11 protein-coding genes are annotated in these 21,351 nt (G+C 48.8%); all 11 read left to right on the top strand.

Features of this window, described 5'->3' with window-relative positions; all coding sequences use genetic code 11:
• Positions 1-22 precede the first annotated feature (22 nt).
• The 11 genes from CIK90_RS05110 to CIK90_RS05060 all read left to right on the top strand — a co-directional run bounded on the left by CIK90_RS05110 (position 23) and on the right by CIK90_RS05060 (position 21,208).
• Complete coding sequence (locus CIK90_RS05110; protein ID WP_158214826.1) at positions 23-1,534, top strand: DUF4992 family lipoprotein; 1,512 nt, start codon at positions 23-25, stop codon at positions 1,532-1,534.
• Between the two features lie 35 nt (positions 1,535-1,569).
• Positions 1,570-4,905, top strand: a complete 3,336-nt coding sequence (locus tag CIK90_RS05105; protein ID WP_254046285.1) for a TonB-dependent receptor — start codon at positions 1,570-1,572, stop codon at positions 4,903-4,905.
• Between the two features lie 39 nt (positions 4,906-4,944).
• Positions 4,945-7,116 (top strand): RagB/SusD family nutrient uptake outer membrane protein, encoded by a 2,172-nt coding sequence (locus CIK90_RS05100; RefSeq protein ID WP_094464505.1) that lies wholly within the window; start codon positions 4,945-4,947, stop codon positions 7,114-7,116.
• A gap of 237 nt (positions 7,117-7,353) precedes the next feature.
• On the top strand, positions 7,354-9,105 hold the full coding sequence (locus tag CIK90_RS05095; protein WP_094391470.1) for a polysaccharide lyase: 1,752 nt from the start codon (positions 7,354-7,356) through the stop codon (positions 9,103-9,105).
• 27 nt (positions 9,106-9,132) lie between these two features.
• On the top strand, positions 9,133-9,807 hold the full coding sequence (locus CIK90_RS05090) for a DUF3826 domain-containing protein (RefSeq protein ID WP_094447283.1): 675 nt from the start codon (positions 9,133-9,135) through the stop codon (positions 9,805-9,807).
• Entirely contained in the window at positions 9,804-12,803 is a 3,000-nt protein-coding gene (locus CIK90_RS05085) for a DUF6298 domain-containing protein (RefSeq protein ID WP_254046284.1), read from the top strand. Before CIK90_RS05090 ends, CIK90_RS05085 begins: the two co-directional genes overlap by 4 nt.
• Before the next feature lie 139 nt (positions 12,804-12,942).
• Positions 12,943-13,518 (top strand): RNA polymerase sigma factor, encoded by a 576-nt coding sequence (locus tag CIK90_RS05080; RefSeq protein ID WP_094434718.1) that lies wholly within the window; start codon positions 12,943-12,945, stop codon positions 13,516-13,518.
• A gap of 44 nt (positions 13,519-13,562) precedes the next feature.
• Complete coding sequence (locus CIK90_RS05075; protein WP_094434716.1) at positions 13,563-13,817, top strand: hypothetical protein; 255 nt, start codon at positions 13,563-13,565, stop codon at positions 13,815-13,817.
• A 154-nt stretch (positions 13,818-13,971) separates the two neighbouring features.
• Positions 13,972-16,776, top strand: coding sequence for a glycoside hydrolase family 2 TIM barrel-domain containing protein (locus tag CIK90_RS05070; RefSeq protein WP_094434714.1), 2,805 nt, complete (start codon positions 13,972-13,974; stop codon positions 16,774-16,776).
• Positions 16,773-19,808 (top strand): glycosyl hydrolase, encoded by a 3,036-nt coding sequence (locus tag CIK90_RS05065; protein WP_094434712.1) that lies wholly within the window; start codon positions 16,773-16,775, stop codon positions 19,806-19,808. The genes CIK90_RS05070 and CIK90_RS05065 overlap by 4 nt, the downstream gene beginning before the upstream one ends.
• Positions 19,808-21,208, top strand: coding sequence for a sialate O-acetylesterase (locus CIK90_RS05060; RefSeq protein WP_094434710.1), 1,401 nt, complete (start codon positions 19,808-19,810; stop codon positions 21,206-21,208). The genes CIK90_RS05065 and CIK90_RS05060 overlap by 1 nt, the downstream gene beginning before the upstream one ends.
• Positions 21,209-21,351 lie beyond the last annotated feature (143 nt).

Raw genomic sequence — 21,351 nt, 5'->3', positions numbered from 1 at the left:
TACTAACAAAATGATTTATTCTATGAACAAAAATCGAATCTTTACATCAGGTAAAATGTGTGCCATAGCCCTCGTAGGTGCTGGTGCGCTGATGCTTGCCTCATGTGCAGAAGACGGTTTCACAGAAGAGCAGTTCGTTAGCTCTGTTACCAACAGCAAGCTCACAAACCCAGAACTGACCTTCGGTTCGCAGGTCAATTCCGACGGAAGTGAGAGCGTCATTGTGAAATGGGAAACCGTGGCTGGTGCCGGTGGCTACGAGTATGAGGCTTACAATGTGGACGACCCCACAAAGCCAGTAGAACTCGCTAAGGGTACTGTAGATGGAACATCGTTCACATTCCCCAAAGCAGAGGACACCAACTACGAGGTGAAGGTCCACACCATGGGCAACACCCGATTGAACAATACCGAGGCCGATGCTCCTGAGGCAGTGAAGTACAGCACACTGGTGCCTGCCATCACTATTCCTGCCGGTCAGGATATTGCTGAATTCGTAGCTGCCAATATGCAGGACAGCGAAAACGAACAGGCCTTCGAGTTGGAAGCAGGCGGTCAATACACCTGCAACACCGCAGTAGATTTCAAAACCAACAAGATGACTTTGCGCGGTAACAAACTCGACCATGCCACTGTGGTGATGGGCGAGAAAGCTGCCATCTTCACTTCAGCACAGCTTAAAGTGAAGTTTATTAAATTCGACTGTAGCGCCATAAACCGTAAGGGCGGTGTCATCGAGATGTCACCAGAGCCTCCTGCATCATGTTCAGCCGAAGCCCAGAAGGTGGGTGCCGGTAAGAACGGTGGCAAACCAGCCGATGTCTATATCCTGCAAGATCCTATCGTCATCCAGGATTGCGCCTTCAAAAACGTATGTGACGGACTCTTTTCAGTGGGCGAGTGCTCATGGGGTATCGCCGATGTGCGCGTGATGAATTGCGTGGTTCAGTTGAACAACGATGGTATGAAGAACTCCAACGGTGCCATCATCTGCGGATTCTCTAACGGCTTCAAGGCTCCAAGCGGTGGCTCATTCTGGTATGGTGGCATCAAGAGTATCACCATCAAGGAGAGCACCATCTACAACATTGTAAGCAATAGCAAGAACCGCATGTTCCGTTTCAATAACAAAGACTTGGATCGTGCATTCCCCACAGCCGACGGTAGCTGCACCATGATGGACAATACCTTCGTGCGCGTTTATGACAAGAAAGAGTTTGGTAACAACACTCCTAACCGCAAGGAGTATGTTATCACCTTCGATAACAATATCTTCTACGACTGTTTCCGTCTGCAAAAGTTCATTCAGGGCAACTGCACCAAGACCTTCCATCAGGAGCTGAACACCATTCAGGGCATTGCCAACTCAGTTGATGGCACCGACAAAGGCAAGTATGCAACAGAAGAAGAAATCGGTATCGATGTCGCTGAGACCAAGAAAGAACTCGACTTCACACAGCCCAACTACGGTATCAATTTCAAAGCCACAGGTGCTATCTCAAGTACTATTGGCGACCCACGTTGGAAGAACTAATCCATTAACGACCAAAAAATATAACTGAACACAGTATGAGAAAGTTTATTGCAAGAATATGTCTGGGTACGATGATGGCTTTTGCTGCCGCACCAGTCATGGCCCAGAACCAGACCGTTACGGGTAGCGTGGTCGATGAAAACGGCGAACCCGTCATCGGCGCATCCGTTATGGTGTCGGGCACCAAGACTGGTACGGTCACCGACGTCAACGGTACTTATAAAATCAATGTGCAGAAAGGACAAAAGATTGTCATCTCTTATATCGGCTATCTGCCACAGACCGTATTGCCCGGAGGAAAGATCTCCCTGCAGGAAGACCGCCAAAGTCTTGACGAAGTGGTAGTAGTAGGTTATGGTGCACAGAAGAAAGCACACCTCACCGGATCAGTAGCCACAGTAGATATGAACGACGTGCAGGATATTGCTGCAGGCGGACTGGCTTCTACACTGAGCGGACTGGTTAACGGTATGTCGGTTAGTGGCGGTGATGCCCGTCCAGGCGAGCGCGCCACCATTAAGATACGTGATACCAACTCACTCGGTTCCGTGGGCGTCAGCGCACAGGAGCCTCTCTTCGTTATCGATGGTTATGTATATCCCAACGATATCAAGATTGGCAACAGCACCCAAAACCTCGGTGCTGAGGCATTCAATAACCTCGATCCCTCTGAAGTGGAGAGCATCTCTGTATTGAAAGACGCTTCTGCCGCCGTTTATGGTGCACGTGCTGCCAATGGTGTAATCCTCGTGACCACCAAAAAGGGTAAGATTGGCAAACCAACCATCAGCTATAGCGGAACCTTCGGTTTTACCGATGAGGTGGCTCGCCCCAAAATGCTGAGCACCTATAACTATGGTCGTCTCTACAATGCAGTGGCTGCCGCCGACCCCACCAACACTTCGCTCAACAAGACCACCGCACTCTTTCAGAAGGATGAGCTCGAGGCTATGAAGAATCTCAATTATGATTTGCTGGGCGACAACTGGGAGACAGGATTCACGCAGAAGCATTCTGCCAATATCAGCGGTGCCACGGAGCGTGTCAGTTACTTTGGAGGTATTTCTTACTTCACACAGGACGGTAACCTCGGACGCCTCGACTACAACCGCTGGAACTATCGCGCCGGCATCGACGTGAAGGTCAGCAAGTGGCTCGGTGCCAATCTGACCATCAGCGGCGACTATGGCAAAAAGAATACACCACTCGTGAAAGTGGGCGGTTCGGGCAATGAGAAAGACTATAACCTGCTGCTCACTCACCCAGGATATATTCCCGAATATGTCAACGGCATGCCTATGGCTGCCTATGGAGTCAGCAACTCGGAGGTGAACCAAAACCAGAACTACAACTTCTCGGTGCTGCAGAACAATGGCGACTACAGCCGTTCGATGAGCAACAACATGAACATCAACGCTGGCATCACCTACGACTTCGGATGGAGCAACATCCTCAAAGGACTGAAACTGAAGTTCTCTTACTCGAAGAGTATCAACAACACGAAGAACAACCAGTATGGTTCTCACTTCACACTCTATAAGATGAACCAACGCTATGGTAGCGGTCAGCACCTCTATACACCAACATCTGGCGATGAAGAGGGCTTCGACTATCTCGCCAATAGCAACTTCGTGGCTCTCGAAAGGGCCAACGGCGATATGCTCTACCGCACCATGACACGCACCGACAACTATCAGATGAACTTCACCGCAACCTATGCGCGTGACTTCGGACAGCATCATGTCAACGCGCTCTTCGCCATTGAGAAGTCGGAGGCCGAGAGTGAATACCTCGAAGGTCAGCGTCAGACTCCTTATCCCTTCACCACAGGTCAGTATAACTCGGCTAGCGGCGAACGCACCACGGTGTTCACCCGCAGTGAGAGCGGTACGATGTCGTACATCGGACGTATCAACTACGCTTATGCTGATAAATATCTCTTCGAATTCTTGCTCCGCTCTGACGCTTCTACTAAATTTGCTCCAGAAAACTATTGGGGAACATTCCCTGCAGTATCAGCAGGTTGGGTAATCAGCGAAGAGAAATGGTTCCAGAAAGCTGCATCTTGGGTTGACTTCCTCAAACTGCGTGCCAGCTGGGGTATGACCGGTCGTGACAACACCGCTGCTTGGCAGTGGATGCAGGTCTATGCACAGGATGCCAACAAGGGTATCATCTTCGGTACGGGTGCGAACATCGATTCGGGTAGCCGTATCACCATCAATAAAAACAACTCGGCCGTCAACCGCGACGTGCATTGGGACAAGTCCTACAAGACCAACATCGGTGTTGACTTCCAGGTGCTCAACAAGCGACTCGCCGTTTCGGCTGAATACTACAATGAGAAGAACCGCGAAATGCTGATGAACATCAAGCAGAGCGTGCCTTCTACCGTTGGTACTCAGAGTGCCGCTGTCAACCTCGGCGAGATGAACAGCTGGGGATGGGAGCTCAGCGTCAACTGGCGTGACAAGATTGGTAAGGACTTCAAATATCGCATTGGTCTCAACACTGGCTATCGCGACAATGAGGTCCTCGTGATGGACTGGGTGACTGGCAACTCACTGTATCGCCAAATTACCAAGGGACATCGCACCGACATGGGACTCTGGGGTATGCAGTGCATTGGCATGTTCCGTTCATTCCAGGACATCAACGAATACTTCGACATGTATATGAAGAAGGAAGACGGCAGCTATGGCACCTATATGGGCATGACCAAAGAACAGGTTCGCCCAGGTATGCTGATCTATAAGGATGTGCGTGGCGCATTGCAAGAGAACGGCACTTATGCTGGTCCCGACCACAACGTGGACGAGGAGCTCGACCAGGTGCAACTCTCCAACCGCACCAACCCTTATGGATTCACCATCAATGCCGGCGCTGAATGGAAGGGCATCTCGCTCACCGCTCAGTTTGGCGCAAGCTGGGGTGGCTACACCGTAGTGCCTTCGGCTGCTCTGAAACCCAACGGTAGCCTGGAATACTGCAACATGCCATCGTTCTGGAATCCCGACAACATGTTTGTATATCAGGATATCTATGATGGAAGCGGAAATCTGCTGATGGAAGCCAACCGCGACGCACAGTATCCTAACCTGGCTTATAGCAATGTGAATGCCGTGACCTCTTCGTTCTGGAGAGTGAGTGCTGCACGTGTGGCCCTCAACCGTCTGACCTTGGCTTATACCATTCCTTCAAGCCTCTACAAGAAATTTGGTATCAACAACATCCGTGTCAACGTGACGGGTCAGAACGTGCTCAACTTCTACAACCCCTATCCTGATAAGTTTATGAATCCTATGGCAGGCACTTACGGCAGCTATCCTAACCTCCGCAAGTGGACTGTTGGTGTCAACCTCTCGTTCTAATTCATTATAGGGACACATTATATATAATAGTATAAGAATATGAAAAAAACAATTAAATATTTCAGTTTCGGTCTGTTGACAGTGGCTGCTTTCTCGGCTTGTAGCGACTCGTTCCTTGAGGAAAAGAAGAACTACGACAATGTCAACAAGGACGTATATAACTATATCGAGGGTGCCAACGGCCGCCTCAATGACCTCTATGCTTGGTCGTTGCCACAGGTGAGCAACATCTCTTGGAAGTACCCCTCATGCGGCAATGCCGACGACGCTGCCAAATCTACAGAGGAATATAGCGGCTTCGGCGCATTCGTTGACCCGCAAAACGAACTATCATCGACAACTACGGGTACCAGCGTACCCGACTATTTCAAGGGTTCGGACGGCAATATCCAGGAACTCTGCTATGGTCGTATTCGCAATATCAACGACTTTATCAAAAACATCAAAGAGTGCACACTCAGCGAGGATAATAAGAATATCATGCTCGGACAGGCTTACTTCCTCCGTGCCTGGTGCTACTACAACCTCGTGAAATGGTATGGTGGCGTGCCCCTCGTGACCGAACCACTCGATCCCGTGGAGACTTCGTTCACCAATCGTTCTTCGGCTGAGGCCAGCATCAACTTCATCCTTGAAGACTTGAAGCAGTCGGCTGAACTGCTTGAGGCTAAGACTACCAATGGCGGATGGGACTCAGACAACTGGGGACGCGTCACCACGGGTACGGCTCTAGCCCTGAAAGGCCGCGTGCTGCTGCTTTGGGCAAGTCCGCTCTTCAACCGCGACAACGATGAAAGCCGTTGGACTAATGCCTACACCGAGATGAAGGCCGACCTCGCCAAGATCAATGCTTGTGGCTATGGCCTCTATCAAACCGCCAACAACGTGAATGGTAGCGACTTCGCCGCTCAGTTCACTCAGGTGGGACAAAACCCTGAGGCTGTCTTTGTGACACTCCACAACAACATCAAGGGCACAGGTGCCGACAACCAGAAGAATAACAACTGGGAGAACGGCATCCGTCCTAAGAATACTTGTGGCTCGGGCAAGAATGCTTCGGCTATGCTCGTAGATATGTTCCCCATGGCTGATGGTAAGATTCCTGAGGGCATGGAAACCTATACCAAACTGCCTACTTCCAAGTATACTTACGATGCCAACTATCCATTCATGGACCGCGACCCACGTTTCTATCGCACCTTCGCTATGCCTGGTTTCCGCTGGGCCTATAATGGCGATGCTTCGTCTGCCAATGCCAACAACCCATCGGATGGCAAGAACTATGTGCTTTGGAACTATGTGTGGTACACCACGCTCGACGACCAGGGCAATGCTGAAAGTGGCAACTCTTATGGTGCCGACAACTTGCTCGCTAGCCGTCAGGGCATCTACGTGCGCAAAAAGAGTGATGACCTCGATGTCAATCCTTCTGCTCTCTACACCTACAATCCTACACAGTCTGGCAATGGCGCGCCCTTCCATTCAGCAGCACAGCTCATCGAACTGCGCTATGCTGAGGTGCTGCTCAACCTCGCTGAGGTGGCTTGCGGTGCCGGTCAGTTGAACGATGCTGTGGGCTATGTCAATCAGGTGCGTCAGCGTGCTGGCGTTCCCGCCTATGATCTGCCAGGCGATCAGGCCACTTGCATGAGCGAAATCCTCTATGAGCGCCAGGTGGAGTTTGCCTATGAGGGTAAGCGCTTCGACGACATGCGTCGCTGGTTGCTCTTCGATGGTGGTGCAAACTTCGCCTCTATCGGTGCCAAGGTGCTGAAAGGATGGGGTGGCAATACCTGCACATGGCTCGGCTTCAAGCCTTTCAACGGTCAGCGTCGTGAGAACATGGAGTTCCGTACTGCTGATAAGTATGGCGTCGGCAAGACCACCTATGACTCGGATCCTCTGCTGAAGGCTGGCGTGACGCGTCCTGCTGGCGTTGACTTGCGCAACGACCTGACCGACCAGTTGGAGACGCTGAAGTCATGGTATGGCGACAACCTCGTGCGCAAACTGAAGAAGGGCGACGCCCGTGAGACCAATGGTGAGTCGACAAAGGTGGATCTCTATACCAACTTCCGTGCGAAGTACTACTTCCTTGGCTTCTCGTCGGCTATCTCAGAAAAGAATATCGGTTTGCCCCAAACCATTGGATGGGAAGACGCTAATAACGGTGGTGCGATGGGTACGTTTGACCCGCTGACTGCTGAATAATCTGAAACAAACATATCAAAAGGAATCCCTTGCATCATCGGTGCAAGGGATTCCTTTTTTTGAGGAGCGGGCTAAGTTTTCTAGAAAACCTATTCCCTATAGAAACCTCAGCCCATCAGCCCCCGCCCATCTCCTCAGAAAAAAAATCCTGTGATAAATAGGTACATTTCTTTAAACCTTTCGTCATTATTATAGTCGAATACCACAGCCAACTACAATAAATCTACATAAGAAACAATGAAACACTCTGTTTTGATGGCTGCAATGGCAGCCACTCTGCTGTTTCCTGCAACAGCCAAAGCCCAGTATCCACAGATCACACAGGAAGCAAAAAAACTGATTGACTCTTTGGAGAATAAGTGGCAAGCCCATAGCGACTCAGCTTGGGCAGTAGCATTCCCCATCGTGGTGAAAGAGGCACAGGAAGGAAAACCCTATGTGCCTTGGGCTTCGCGTCCATACGACCTTCGTCAGGCAAAAATCCCCGCTTTCCCCGGAGCTGAGGGAGGCGGTATGTACACCTTTGGTGGCCGTGGCGGAAAGGTATTGACTGTCACCAATCTCAATGACGATGGTCCCGGATCGTTCCGTTGGGCATGTGAACAGGGCGGTGCACGCATCGTTGTATTCAACGTATCGGGCATCATCCGTCTGAAATCCCCCATCTTTGTACGTGCGCCATATATCACTATTGCCGGACAGACTGCTCCTGGTGAAGGTGTCATTATTGCTGGCGAGTCGTTTCAGGTGGATACCCACGATGTTATCGTGCGCCACATGCGCTTCCGTAGAGGTGAAACTCTGGTATGGCATCGCGAGGATTCCTTCGGTGGAAACCCTGTGGGCAATATTATGATCGACCACTGTTCATGTGAATGGGGACTGGATGAGAATATTTCATTCTATCGCCACATGTTTGACATGAAGGATGGAAAACCCAAACGAAAGGTGCCTACAGTTAATGTTACCATTCAGAACACCATCTCTGCTAAAGCACTTGATACATGGAACCATGCTTTTGGTTCTACCATCGGTGGCGAAAATGCAACATTTATGCGCAACCTTTGGGCAGATAATACTGGACGTAATCCAAGTATAGGATGGGGCGGTGTGTTCAACTTCGTCAACAACGTGGTTTATAACTGGGTACACCGTACTGCTGATGGAGGTGAGTTTACTACCATGTCCAACTTCATCAACAACTATTATAAACCAGGTCCTCTCACTCCGAAAAACTCACCAGTGGGCCACCGCATTGTAAAATCGGAGAGCCGTAGCGTCAATCTCTTCCCCTTTAAGCAGTTTGGACGTGTGTATGCTACCGGCAATATCATGGAAGGATATGATGAAGTAACACGCAACAACTGGAATGGTGGCATACAGACTGCCGACAAGGATGGTGATATTGATGCTACAGAACTCGCTCTGATGCGTAGCAACGAACCTTTCGAAATGCCATTTGTCAACATCATGGGTGCAGAGAAAGCCTTCGACTGGGTATTGTCAAATGCTGGAGCTACTATTCCCTCACGTGATATCGTCGATCAGCGTATCTGTGATGAGGTGCGTACCGGACAGGCATACTTCGTGGAGAAGTATGAGAAGAAAGTAAAAGACAATCCCTATGGCGACATGTGGGGACTACACGATAAGTCGAAAAACGAACAGGGATTCTTCAAACATCGTCGTCTTCAGCAGGACAGTTACAAACAAGGTGTCATTACTGATCCCCGTCAGATGGGTGGCTATCCTGAATATAAGGCTTGGACACCATGGGTAGATACCGATGGCGACGGTATGCCTGATGAGTGGGAAATTGCCAACGGATTGAATCCTAACGATCCTTCTGACGCTAACGGCGACTGCAATGGCGATGGATACACCAATATAGAAAAGTACATCAATGGCATCGATCCCAAGAGCAAAGTGGATTGGCGTAATCTCAACAACAACTACGATACACTTGCTGCCAAGGGTAAACTGATGTAATACAAGGTATTGACAATGATGAAAACCATGATAAAATGTGCAACTATCGTATGCTTTCTGTTCTTCTCTGCTATTTCGGCAATAGCTCAAGTGGCGCTGAAGAGCGAAGGCCGCGATGCGCAATATGTGGAGACTATCAAGGCACGATCGCAGAAAATAGTGAATGGTCTTAAGCTCGCCGATGCCCAACAGGCTGAGAATGTATGCCATATCATAGCTAACCGTTACTTCCTGCTCAACGATATCCACGAGACTTGTGCACAGCAAAAACGCTTTGCCAAAGACTCGGTGGCTGATTCCAAGCAGCGTCAGCATATTATAGAATGTGCAGAACGCAGTCGAGATGCAGAACTCTACAAGCATCATTTCGAGTTTACAGCAACTCTTTCGCTCTATCTTAACGATAGTCAGGTAGAGGCGGTGAAAGATGGAATGACCTATGGCGTGGTGCCCAAAACATATCAGGCTCACCTTGAAATGATACCATCACTCAAGGATGAAGAAAAAACACAGATTCTGGCATGGTTGAAAGAGGCACGCGAATTTGCCATGGATGCCGAAAATTCTAATAAGAAGCATGGTTGGTTTGGCAAATACAAAGGGCGCATTAACAATTGGCTCACAGCAAGAGGATATAATCTGAAAGCTGAACGTGAGGCATGGTACAAACGCATAGAACAACAAAAGAAAACAGAAAAATGATGAAAAAGGGATTCTTACAACTCCTTTTCCTACTTATGGTAATTCCATCGGCAGCCCAAGTGTTGCCGATGGATTACTCGTATTGTGGGTATGAACGTTCGGAACAGCCGATTCCTGATGCTACCGTGAAGGTCTATGTGCAACCTACAGGTGGTGATGATGCTCCGTTGATTCAACAGGCCATTGACATGGTAAGTCGGCAGAAACCCGATGCTCGATTGGGTGTCCGTGGTGCGGTATTGTTGGGAGACGGTGTCTTTAACCTTGCCACTCCATTACGCATAGGAACCAGTGGCGTGGTGCTTCGTGGAAGTGGTCGCGACCGCACCATTCTGCGCAAGACAGGATACGACAGGGGAGCGCTACTCTATATCGAAGGACAGCCCCAGCGCATCTATGGAGATACTGTTGATGTGGAAAATACGCCTGCTGGCGCTCTATCCATAGGTGTTAAGTCATTACCCAAAACATGGACTACTGGCACCCGACTCCTTGTATGGCGGCCTTCTACTGCAGATTGGATTCGCTCACTCGGTTGCGAATCGTTTGGCGGAGGCCAGCGGATGGGGTATTGGGCATGGCATCCTGGGGATATTGATCTGCGTTGGAATCGCCGTATCATGTCGTATAAGGGCAATACACTGGCGCTCGACGCTCCCGTAACCCTCTCGATAGAACAACGGTGGGGCGGGGCTAAGGCTGTTGCCTATACCCAACCAGGGCTCCTTGAACGTTGCGGCGTAGAGAATCTTACACTTGAATCTGATTACGACCGCACCTTGCCGAAAGATGAAAACCACTGTTGGGATGGCGTATCAATTACTGATGCTGAGAATTGCTGGGTACGTATGGTCACCTTCCGACATTTTGCAGGTTCTTCGGTTGTCGTAGGTCGCAGTGCTTCTCAGGTTACCGTTGAAGACTGCAAGTCATTGGCGCCTGTGTCAGAGATTGGTGGTTTACGTCGTCGCACCTATTTAGTATTGGGCGAAAAAACACTCTTTCAGCGTTGTTATTCCGAATATGGCATCAACGACTATGCTGCCGGACATACTGCTCCAGGTCCCAATGCCTTTGTACAGTGTGACAGTTGGCAATCGTATGGTCCCAGTGGCAGTATCTCTTCCATGGCGCCAGGTCTGTTGTTTGACCTTGTCAACATTGATGGCAACGATCTTTTGTTCCGTAATCTGGAGTTGGAGAAGTTTGGTGCAGGCTGGAATACCGCCAATAGCACGCTTTGGCAGTGTACGGCTGCAGGCTTGTTCTGCTATTCACCTGATACGCTGAATCGCAATTATTCAATTGGTTGTTGGGGACAGATAGTAGGCAATGGTGAGTATTCCAATATGAACGAACATGTCAAACCCTACAGTGCGTATCGTGACCAATTATTGAAACGCCTAACTACCGATCGGGATGAGATAGATAAACGATGCCGTGTGTTGGAGCGAAATACTACTGCAAGCAGTTCGCCTACTATGGAAGTGGCGATGAAAATGTCGACAGAAGCCCTGTTGCCACGTACTACGATGGAGGCTTGGATTGATTCCGCACATTTTGAAGCAGACATTACACCGATTAAACCTTTGGTCTGTAAATCTCCGAAACCATCGGTACAGAATCCGTCCGTCTATGCCCTAACCAATGGTTGGATTACCAAAAATGGTGCTGTATTGGTTGGGCAGAAGCATCAAACGCCTTGGTGGTCTGGTCGCACGATAAGTAGTTTCCTGCCTAAAGCCAAAGCTGCACTCACTCGTTTCGTACCTGGCGAAGAAGGTACTGGTCTCACCGACCGTGTGGATAGTGTGGTAGAAACCATGAAAAAATCGCACACAGTAATATTCAGCCAAAACTATGGTCTATGGACTGACCGCCGACGCGATGACCATGAACGCATCCGTCGTAAGAATGGTGACGTATGGGCACCGTTCTTTGAACAGCCTTTTGCCCGTAGCGGACAAGGTACAGCATGGGATGGATTGTCGCTCTACGATTTGACCAAACCTAATCTGTGGTATTTCTATCGTCTTCGTCAGTTTGCTGAAAAATCGCAAGACATAGGTATCCTACTCAAAAACCAACACTATTTTCAGCACAATATCTTGGAGGCTGGTGCCCATTGGGTTGATTGTCCATGGCGTACTGCCAATAATGTGAACCATACACCATTCTTGGAACCAGTCAATTTTACAGGTGACAAGCGTATCTTCACCGCTCAACTTTTCTACGATACTACCAACGAAAGCCTCCGTCCGCTTCATCGGCAATATATCCGTCAGATGCTTGATGCTTTCAAAGGACAGCCTAATGTGGTACATTCCATTGGTGAGGAATTTACCGGTCCCCTGCAATTTGTGCGCTTCTGGCTCGATGTGGTTGCTGAATGGGAAACGGAAAATGGTCGCACTTTGGTGGCACTGGCTGTCACAAAGGATGTGCAGGATAGTATTCTGAACGATCCTATACGCTCAAAAATTGTCGATATCATCGACATCGAACAATGGTACAACCATCAAAAAGGACAATATGCACCGCCGGGTGGTATGAATATGGCACCACGCCAGTATATGCGTAAAATCCGTGGTGGTAGTGTGCGTTTTGATGACGTGTATCGTGCCGTAGCGGAATATCGCACCAGCTATCCTGATAAAGCAGTCATCTATTCCGCCCAAAAGTATCCTGAAATGGGCTGGGCAGCTTTGATGGCAGGTGGTTCATGTGCTAATGTTCCGGTGAATGATAAGATGTTTTTGCGTGACATAACCTCGATGAAACCGCAGAAAATTGACGACAACTACCTGTTGCAAGGTGATTGTGGCTATGTGGTATATAAGACAACCAGTACACCATTGAGTCTGCCGCTTGCCAGTTCTTCTACCTATAAATATATGCAGATAGATGCGAAAACTGGCGATATCACCGAGAAAGGAATGGTGCGACGGCAAATAGAGTTTACCGAGCGAGGTATATACTGGATTCGTAAAAAATGACTTAAATAATGGGAAAAATCGGTATTTCACGATTTTTCCCATTTTCTTATTTGTTTTTTCGGTTGATATAAATCAATTCTTCTTAACTTTGTCATCAGAAAACAAACAAACTACTACACACATATACTACCTAACAACGATGACTACAGAAACGCAAAGAGCGCGTACTCAGACGCTCCTCACCGAATTCAGCAAGGGCAGCGATGCAGCCTTTGCCGAGTTGTACGAAATGTATGTACAACCTTTATATACTTATGGATTGCGCATGACACATAATGAAGAGTTGCTGAAAGATTGCATTCAGGAAGTTTTCCTTAAGGTATATAGTAAACGAAGCGAGCAGACAGATATTAAGAATTTTGCCTCTTATCTGGTCATCTCTATGAAGAACCGTCTCCTTGACGCCTTTCGTCATCAGTCATTTTGCAGCGACAATGAAGTAGAGTGTTATGCAGGACGAGCAGCTGACTGCGATGTGGAACAAGGATACTTATTGATCGAAGACGAACAGATGCAATTTCAACAAGTGGCAGCATTGATGCAATGTCTCACACCGCGACAGCGTGAAGCCATCACCCTTTACTATTTGGAAGGTCGTAAATATCCTGAGGTGTGTGAGCGTATGCAGATGAACTACCATTCAGTACGTAACTTGATGCACCGTGGTATGTTGAAATTGCGCGAATCAGCAGGTGTCTTACAGACTATTCAGTGATGACAACAGATGTGCCTATACGTCATTAGAAAAAGACGAGGCACGTGAAAAAGCACTATTATACCCAGGTTGATGAGTTTTTGTGTGATGATGATTTCATCCGCTACGTACTCGACCGCGACACATCGATGGTTTCCCGATGGGAAACCTATATTACTGCGCCCTATCGTGCCCATCATGCATTTCTCACCGCATGCGATATTTTGATGCATCTTGATGATAGTTCACTCCTCAGCAGTGAGGAAGCTGGTCGATTGAAAGAGCGAATTTTTCTCTTTTTGGGAAAGAAGTCTCGATAGCGTATTTGTCGTGCAGTTCTGACATGTGCTTTTTTAATTTGCCTCTTACTACTATTCTATCTTGTCCTATGCCCTTAGGATAGTCCAAGTATGCTGTGTATAGATGATGACATAACGTGTACTCGTGCGTCCTTATTATAAAATAAATAACGACATGAAACGACTGATTTTTTCTGCTCTGGCTAGCATGGTTATCCTTGCAACTCAGGCTCAACCGTCGGTAGAAACCGAACGACAGTATCTCTCCGGACACGGTGCTGACGATATGGTGCAGTGGGATTTCCGGTGTACTGATGGTCACAACAGCGGACAATGGACTAAGATTGGAGTGCCGTCGTGCTGGGAACTGCAAGGTTTTGGTACTTACCAATATGGTATGCGCTTTTATGGCAAGGCAACTCCCGAAGGCATTGCTGATGAGAAAGGACATTATCGTACTACCTTCCAATTGCCTGAAGCATGGCGGGGCAGACAGATTCTGCTTACCTTTGAAGCTGTCTTTACCGATGCGCGAGTGACCATCAATGGGCGTAAAGCTGGTTCTGGATTGCATCAAGGCGGTTTTACCCGTTTTCAGTTTGATGTTTCTGACCGTGTTTTCTTCGGCAAAAAGGCTAATCGCCTTGAGGTGGAAGTGTCAAAGGAGAGTGTTGATCCACAAGTGAATCTTGCTGAACGTCGTGCCGATTATTGGAATTTCGGCGGTATTTGGCGCCCTGTCTTCATCGTGGCGAAACCAGCTCTCAACATCCAGCGAATAGCCATAGATGCGAAAGCTGATGGTCGCATGCGAGCAGAAGTCAATCTGAACCGTGCTGTTCCCGGTTCTACAGTAGGAGTGGAAATTGTTGATGAGGGTGGTAAAACCATTGCCCATAGTAACAGATTTGCTGTTGGTAGTGACCATACCCTGATAGATTTCATGGTCAGCCATCCCCGCTTGTGGAATGCCGAACAACCCTATCGCTATACAGCAGTATTCTCTTTGCGTGATAGTGGTGGCCGTTTGCTTCATGTGGAACGTCAGAAGTTTGGTTTCCGCACCATTGAATACCGCCATACTTATAATGGCGATGCCGAAGATGGCGTGTTTATCAATGGCAAGAAAGTTATATTCAAGGGCGTCAACCGTCATTCTTTCCGTCCAGAAACCGGTCGCACCCTGTCAAAAGCCAAGAATATAGAAGACGTCAAGCTTATCAAGTCAATGAATATGAATGCAGTACGCTTGTCTCATTATCCTGCAGACCCTGAATTTCTTGATGCTTGTGACTCGCTCGGACTCTATGTAGAGTGTGAACTTCCTGGTTGGCATTGGGCACACGGCACTATTGTTGGGTCGCAACTAGCGGAAGAAATGGTCACTCGTGACTGCAATCATCCTTCTATCATCTTTTGGAGTAATGGCAATGAAGGCGGGTTTAACTACGACCTCGAACCTGTTTTCCATCGTTTCGACCTTCAACAGCGTGTGGTGCTTTATCCTTGGGCCAATCGCAATGGCTTTGAAACCAAACATTACCGTTCGTGGGGTGAAACGGCAGAATACATGAGACAGAAAGAAATCTTCATGCCTACCGAATTTCTTCATGGCCTCTATGATGGCGGACATGGAGCAGGACTGAAAGACTACTGGCACCTCATGATGTCCAATCCACGTTGTGCGGGCGGTTTTCTATGGGATTTGATGGATCAAGGTGTGGTGCGTACCGATATGAATGGGCTTGTCGATTGTATGGGTAACTTTGCCTCCGATGGCATTGTAGGTCCCCATATGGAGAAAGAAGGCTCTTATTATACTATCCGCGAAATATGGTGTCCCGTACAAATCAGTAGGGAGGGCAACCGATTGAAAGTGGCAAACCATTATGATTTTACTTCGCTGAAGGATTGCCGTTTTACCTATCAGTATGTGGCAATGCCTCGCTACGGGGAATCAGCCACTAAGGTATTGGCACAAGGCTCATTGCCTTCACCCGATATCAATCCTCATGGCGAGGGATATATTACTTTACCCCAACAGCCAGAAGGCACACTCCTCGTGACAGTATGTAATCCGCAAGGTGAGGAAATCTATACCTGGCGCTTCGCAGAGAAGTTCACTGCTGATAAACCTGTCGTAGCTCAACAGCTCCAACCGCATGAGACCGACACTACAACCACTGTTGCCGTGGGTGGTCGCCACTATACGTTCTCGAAGAAAAACGGTTGTCTTCAGTCTGTTACTGTGGCAAATCGTATCATTTCCTTTGCTAATGGTCCCCGTTTCGTAGCAGCCAAACGTAGCGACCGTTCCGATGATGGCTTCTATAACCATGATGATAAAGAGGCATTTAAGAAGAAAACCGACTATATCACTTATGCTGATCAAGGTGCTTTCGATGGTTTTTCATGGAATGATTCCACACTCGTTGCTACCTACAGACATGGTTCTCTAAGTCAAGTGGAATGGACCTTTATGGCCGATGGTAGTGTGAGATTGACCGCCCATTGGTATTTCAATGGTGTAGTAGATCTGTTGGGTATTACTTTCGATTATCCAGAACAGCAGGTGAAAGGCAAACGCTGGGTGGGCAATGGCCCTTATCGTGTATGGCAAAATCGCCTCGATGGCCCACAATATGGCTATTGGACCACTGCCTATAATGATCCCATTCCTGGTGAAACCTTCGAATATCCTGAGTTTAAAGGTTATTTCTCTACCGTCAACTGGATGCAACTTGAAACAAAAGAGGGCGTTATCGGCATCCGTCAGCCTAATGCCTATGTAGGTATTTACCAGCCACGTGATGGCCGTGACCACTTGCTCTATACTTTGCCAGAAACTGGTGTTTCGCTCTTGAGAGCCATTCCTGCTGTGCGCAACAAGGTTAATACCACCGATCTCAATGGTCCTTCTGCACAACCCTATTGGGCAGAAGGTTCAGATTCCATCACCGCAATACTCTCGTTCGAATGAAGAAATATCTCATCAGCATCGCCCTTTTGACACTTGGCATGCAAGCACATGCCTCGTCGCGCCCCTGGACATTCTGGTATTGGATGTACGGTGCAGTAAGCAAACAAGCCATCAAGGCAGATCTTCAAGCCATGAAAGATGTGGGATTGGAAGGCTGTTACCTCATGCCCATACGTGGTGTGGGTGAACGGCCCGACTATCAAGGCACTGCCCAGCAACTCACACCCACCTTTTGGCAGATGGTTGACTATGCCATGGAGCAGAGTGACTCACTACAGATGCAGATGGGTGTGCATATCTGCGATGGCTTTGCCTTGGCAGGCGGTCCTTGGATTAGTCCTGAAGAATCGATGCAACAGGTGGTATGGACCGACACCATCGCACATATCGACCGACGTCATTCCACATTTGTCTTGCCCCAAGCTCATCCCGGCCATTTGGGTTTCTATCGTGATATTGCCGCTTTTGCCGTTCGTGTGGCATCACCATTGCCCAAACCCCATGAAGGCGGAACGATCAAACGCGATGAAAAGGGAGTATTTCGTGCGAAAACACCCGGTTTTATCGAGTTTTCTTTCGATGCTCCGCAACAAGTACGAAGTATCCATATCGTGCCCAGTGGCAACAATGTGCAGGCGCAGCGATTGCGTATTGAAGCCAGTACGGATGGTGTAACCTATCAGTTGGTACGCCAATTGACACCTCCCCGACAAGGATGGCAGAATACCGATCAGAACTATACCTATAGTCTTCCTGCCACCACAGCCCGATATTTTCGTTGTTATTGGACGCCTGTAGGCACCGAACCTGGTAGTGAAGATCTTGATGCTGCTAAATGGGCACCTACGTTGAAAATACGTGATATCCGTTTGGGGGCCGATGCTGTCATCGATCAGTATGAAGCCAAGAATGGTAGTGTGTGGCGCATAGCCACCAACAACAGTCCTTCGACAGATTTTCCAGAAGTGGTGATGCTCGACAAGGATGGTAGCCCCAGACATCCGTTGGGCAATGGAATATGGCGTATTGTTCGTTTTGGCCATACCGCTACAGGTCACACCAATGCCACTGCAGGTGGAGGTAAGGGACTGGAGTGTGATAAATTCACACAGAAAACAGTAGAGAAACAAATTGATAGTTGGTTTGGACAGTTTATGAAAAGACCCCATTCCAACGTAGTGCGCTATATGCATATTGACTCTTGGGAATGTGGGTCGCAAAACTGGTCAGCGTCGTTTGCTGATGAGTTTCAGCGGCGTTGTGGTTACGACCTTTTACCTTTCCTTCCCGTTTATGCAGGCATTCCGATGCCAGGAGATGATCGCGTGTTGCGTGACATCCGTACCACCATTGACCATCTCATCAACGATGTGTTCTTTGCCACGGCAGCCCGTAAGGCCCGTCAATATGGGGTGAGTCTCTCCTCAGAGAGTGTTGCCCCCACCATGATTAGTGATGGACTGACCCACTACCGCTATGTGGATTTTCCGATGGGTGAGTTTTGGCTCAATTCTCCCACACACGACAAGCCCAACGATATGCTTGATGCCATCAGTGGAGCGCATGTTTATGGCAAAACCATCGTTCAGGCAGAGGGATTTACCGAGATTCGTGGTGTTTGGAATGAAACTCCAGCCATGATCAAACCATTGCTTGATCGCAATTTGGCATTGGGCATGAATAGACTGTTCTTTCATGTCAACACCCACAACCCATGGATGGACCGCCGCCCCGGTATGACTCTCGATGGAATCGGACTTTTCTTCCAACGTGACCAAACTTGGTTTCGTGAGGCCAAGGGTATGGTCGATTACATCACCCGATGCCAAGAATGGCTTCAACGTGGTGTTCCCGTAGTAGATATTGCCGTATTTACTGGTGACGAAATGCCGTCTCGATCACTTACTCCCGACCGCCTTGTGCCCATGTTGCCCGGTCTTTTTGGTACCGACCGCATAGCTGATGAGGCACGGCGCCTTGCCAATGAGGGGCAACCCATGGAAGAAAGTCCCGTTGGAGTGCGCCATTCTGCAGGTATCATAGACCTCAAGAATTGGGTCAATGCCCTTCATGGCTACTGCTACGACTCGATGAATCCTGACGGATTGCAGAATGGAAGGTTTGATTATAAGGCGCTCGTCGTGCCACAAGGCTCATTCGTTTCCGATGCCTCCAAGCGTCGCATTGCAGAACTCGAAAGTCAAGGCGTGCGCATCATCCGCACACCTTATTGTCAAGACACCCTCGATGTCATCGGCCCTGATGCCTTATTGCCCGAAGGAGTGGCATTCAACCATCGTCGTGATGGCAATACAGAGATATATTTCCTTGCCAATCAGCTGGACAGCGCACGCACCATGACCATATCGCTGCGCACCACTAAAGGTGTTCCTCATATCTATTATCCTATCGATGGGAAGCAGGAACAACCAGTTTTCCGCCATTCCAACGGAAGAACCGAACTGATGTTAACCTTGTCAGCCTATGGTTCGGCATTTGTTATATTTACAGATGAGTCACAAGGAAATGCGCCCGAAACAACGCTTCAACACCATGTGCTCACCACAGCACCATGGGATATCCACTTCCACAACAATGGTGTCAGTCTCCAGCAGCAACCACTTGCTGATTGGACAGCGTCATCCAACGATAGTATCCGCTATTATAGTGGTCGTGCTACTTATACCACAAACTTCAAAATCAAGGTAAAAAAAGGACAACGCTATTATCTCTCGTTGCCTGATGTTAGAGATGTGGCGCAGATTTGGGTCAACGAAACCGACTGTGGCATTGTATGGACATCCCCTTACGAGGTAGATATTACCAATGCTGTACATCGTGGCAACAATACGTTGCGCATCGCCGTTACCAACACCTGGCATAATGCTTTGCGTGGTGCTGATGCAGGCAAAGCCCCGTTTGATGGCATTTGGACCAATGCCCGATACCGCACCAAGGGCGACAGCCTATTGCCTGCAGGTCTCCTTGCCCAACCCATTATCCGTATTACTAAAGCAACAAAACAACAATAATGAAAAGACTTCTACTATCCCTTCCGCTTTTGTGTCTCTGCACCTTGGTGCAAGCCAAGGTCGTGATGCCTCGCTTTTTTGCCGATGGCATGGTGCTTCAGCAGCAAACTGAATGTCGGCTTTGGGGCACAGCGACACCTGGTGCCCCTTTGGTCGTTACTGCTTCATGGACTCATGGTAAATGGAAAAGCCGTGTTAATGCCGACGGCAGTTTCTCTATCACCATCACAACTCCCACAGCAGGAGGCCCTTTCACCATCTCTATCGACGACGGTGAAAAGACCATGCTTAGCAATGTGCTCGTTGGTGAGGTATGGATTTGTAGCGGACAGTCGAATATGGAGATGCCCATGAAAGGTTTCAAGATGCAGCCTGTAGAGGGAACAACCGAAGAACTCTTGCGCTGTAAAGATACAAAAATGCGCCTTTTCACCGTCAAACGCCATGCTGCAATCACTCCACAAACCGATGTAGAAGGCGAATGGAGCGAGGCCAACAGTGAGAGCGTGCGCAATTTCTCTGCCACCGCCTATTATTTCGGACGTGCGCTGCGTCAGCAACTTGATGTTCCCGTTGGACTCATCGTCACCGCCTGGGGTGGTTCTGCTTGTGAAGCATGGATGGCAGCCGACTGGTTGAAGGCATTTCCCAAGGTGACACTCCCTCGTGATGAGAAGGATGTGAATCGGTTGAAGCAGCGTTGCCCCACCGCTTTATATAATGGACAGCTTCGTCCCCTTATCGGTTATGCCATGCGTGGTGCTATTTGGTATCAAGGTGAGGATAATGTGCCCCGTTACGACTACTATGCCTCACTGTTGGAAACCATGGTACGAGGATGGCGTGCCGACTGGAAGCAAGGCAATTTTCCATTCTACTATTGTCAGATAGCCCCCTACGATTATAGTCTCATCAATTGGAGCGGTAGCCAACTCTTGCGCGAACAACAACTCTTGGCTGAGCAGCGCATACCCCATGCCCGTATGGCGGTGTTGATGGATGCCGGTTTGGAATATGGCATTCATCCACGCATGAAACGACAAGCCGGCGAACGACTGGCTCTGCTTGCCCTTACAAACACTTACGGCGTGAAGGGATTGCCCGATTTCGCTACTTATAGCAAAGTAGAATTTCAGGGAGATACTGCCGTGGTACAGTTTGACCGGAGTAAGGAATGGGTTTATTTCGAACATGGCACCACCTCAAAACTCTTTGAAGTGGCAGGTCGAGACAGTGTGTTCCATCCTGCTAACCATGTGTGGATAGCCCGTAATCGCGTTTATGTGAAGTCCGACAGCGTTGCCCATCCTGTGGCAGTACGCTATGCATGGTCCGACTGGGCAGTGGGTGATTTAATGCACGATGGTTTGCCTGTGTCATCATTCCGTACTGATTTCTGACCTTTGCCTCAGATGGTGTGTGGTCATCCATACATTCCGCCGAAGCAGGATGTAGCATGACAGCAGCTGTAAGAACAAAGATAAAATCGAACATATTCCCCTTTTTCGTGCAGATGGCCGATAGGGGCAGAACATAGAAACAA

It is taken from the genome of Prevotella sp. P5-126, from assembly GCF_002251185.1.
GTDB lineage: Bacteria > Bacteroidota > Bacteroidia > Bacteroidales > Bacteroidaceae > Prevotella.
The sequence above is the reverse complement of the archived record's forward strand: the minus strand, read 5'-3'. Positions and strand labels throughout refer to the sequence as shown.

What these genes read in the sequence shown, in the direction of transcription:
- CIK90_RS05110 (WP_158214826.1), top strand. Translation starts at nt 23, where the DNA reads ATGAACAAAAATCGAATCTTTACATCAGGTAAAATGTGTGCCATAGCC.
- CIK90_RS05105 (WP_254046285.1), top strand. Translation starts at nt 1,570, where the DNA reads ATGAGAAAGTTTATTGCAAGAATATGTCTGGGTACGATGATGGCTTTT.
- CIK90_RS05100 (WP_094464505.1), top strand. Translation starts at nt 4,945, where the DNA reads ATGAAAAAAACAATTAAATATTTCAGTTTCGGTCTGTTGACAGTGGCT.
- CIK90_RS05095 (WP_094391470.1), top strand. Translation starts at nt 7,354, where the DNA reads ATGAAACACTCTGTTTTGATGGCTGCAATGGCAGCCACTCTGCTGTTT.
- CIK90_RS05090 (WP_094447283.1), top strand. Translation starts at nt 9,133, where the DNA reads ATGATAAAATGTGCAACTATCGTATGCTTTCTGTTCTTCTCTGCTATT.
- CIK90_RS05085 (WP_254046284.1), top strand. Translation starts at nt 9,804, where the DNA reads ATGATGAAAAAGGGATTCTTACAACTCCTTTTCCTACTTATGGTAATT.
- CIK90_RS05080 (WP_094434718.1), top strand. Translation starts at nt 12,943, where the DNA reads ATGACTACAGAAACGCAAAGAGCGCGTACTCAGACGCTCCTCACCGAA.
- CIK90_RS05070 (WP_094434714.1), top strand. Translation starts at nt 13,972, where the DNA reads ATGAAACGACTGATTTTTTCTGCTCTGGCTAGCATGGTTATCCTTGCA.
- CIK90_RS05065 (WP_094434712.1), top strand. Translation starts at nt 16,773, where the DNA reads ATGAAGAAATATCTCATCAGCATCGCCCTTTTGACACTTGGCATGCAA.
- CIK90_RS05060 (WP_094434710.1), top strand. Translation starts at nt 19,808, where the DNA reads ATGAAAAGACTTCTACTATCCCTTCCGCTTTTGTGTCTCTGCACCTTG.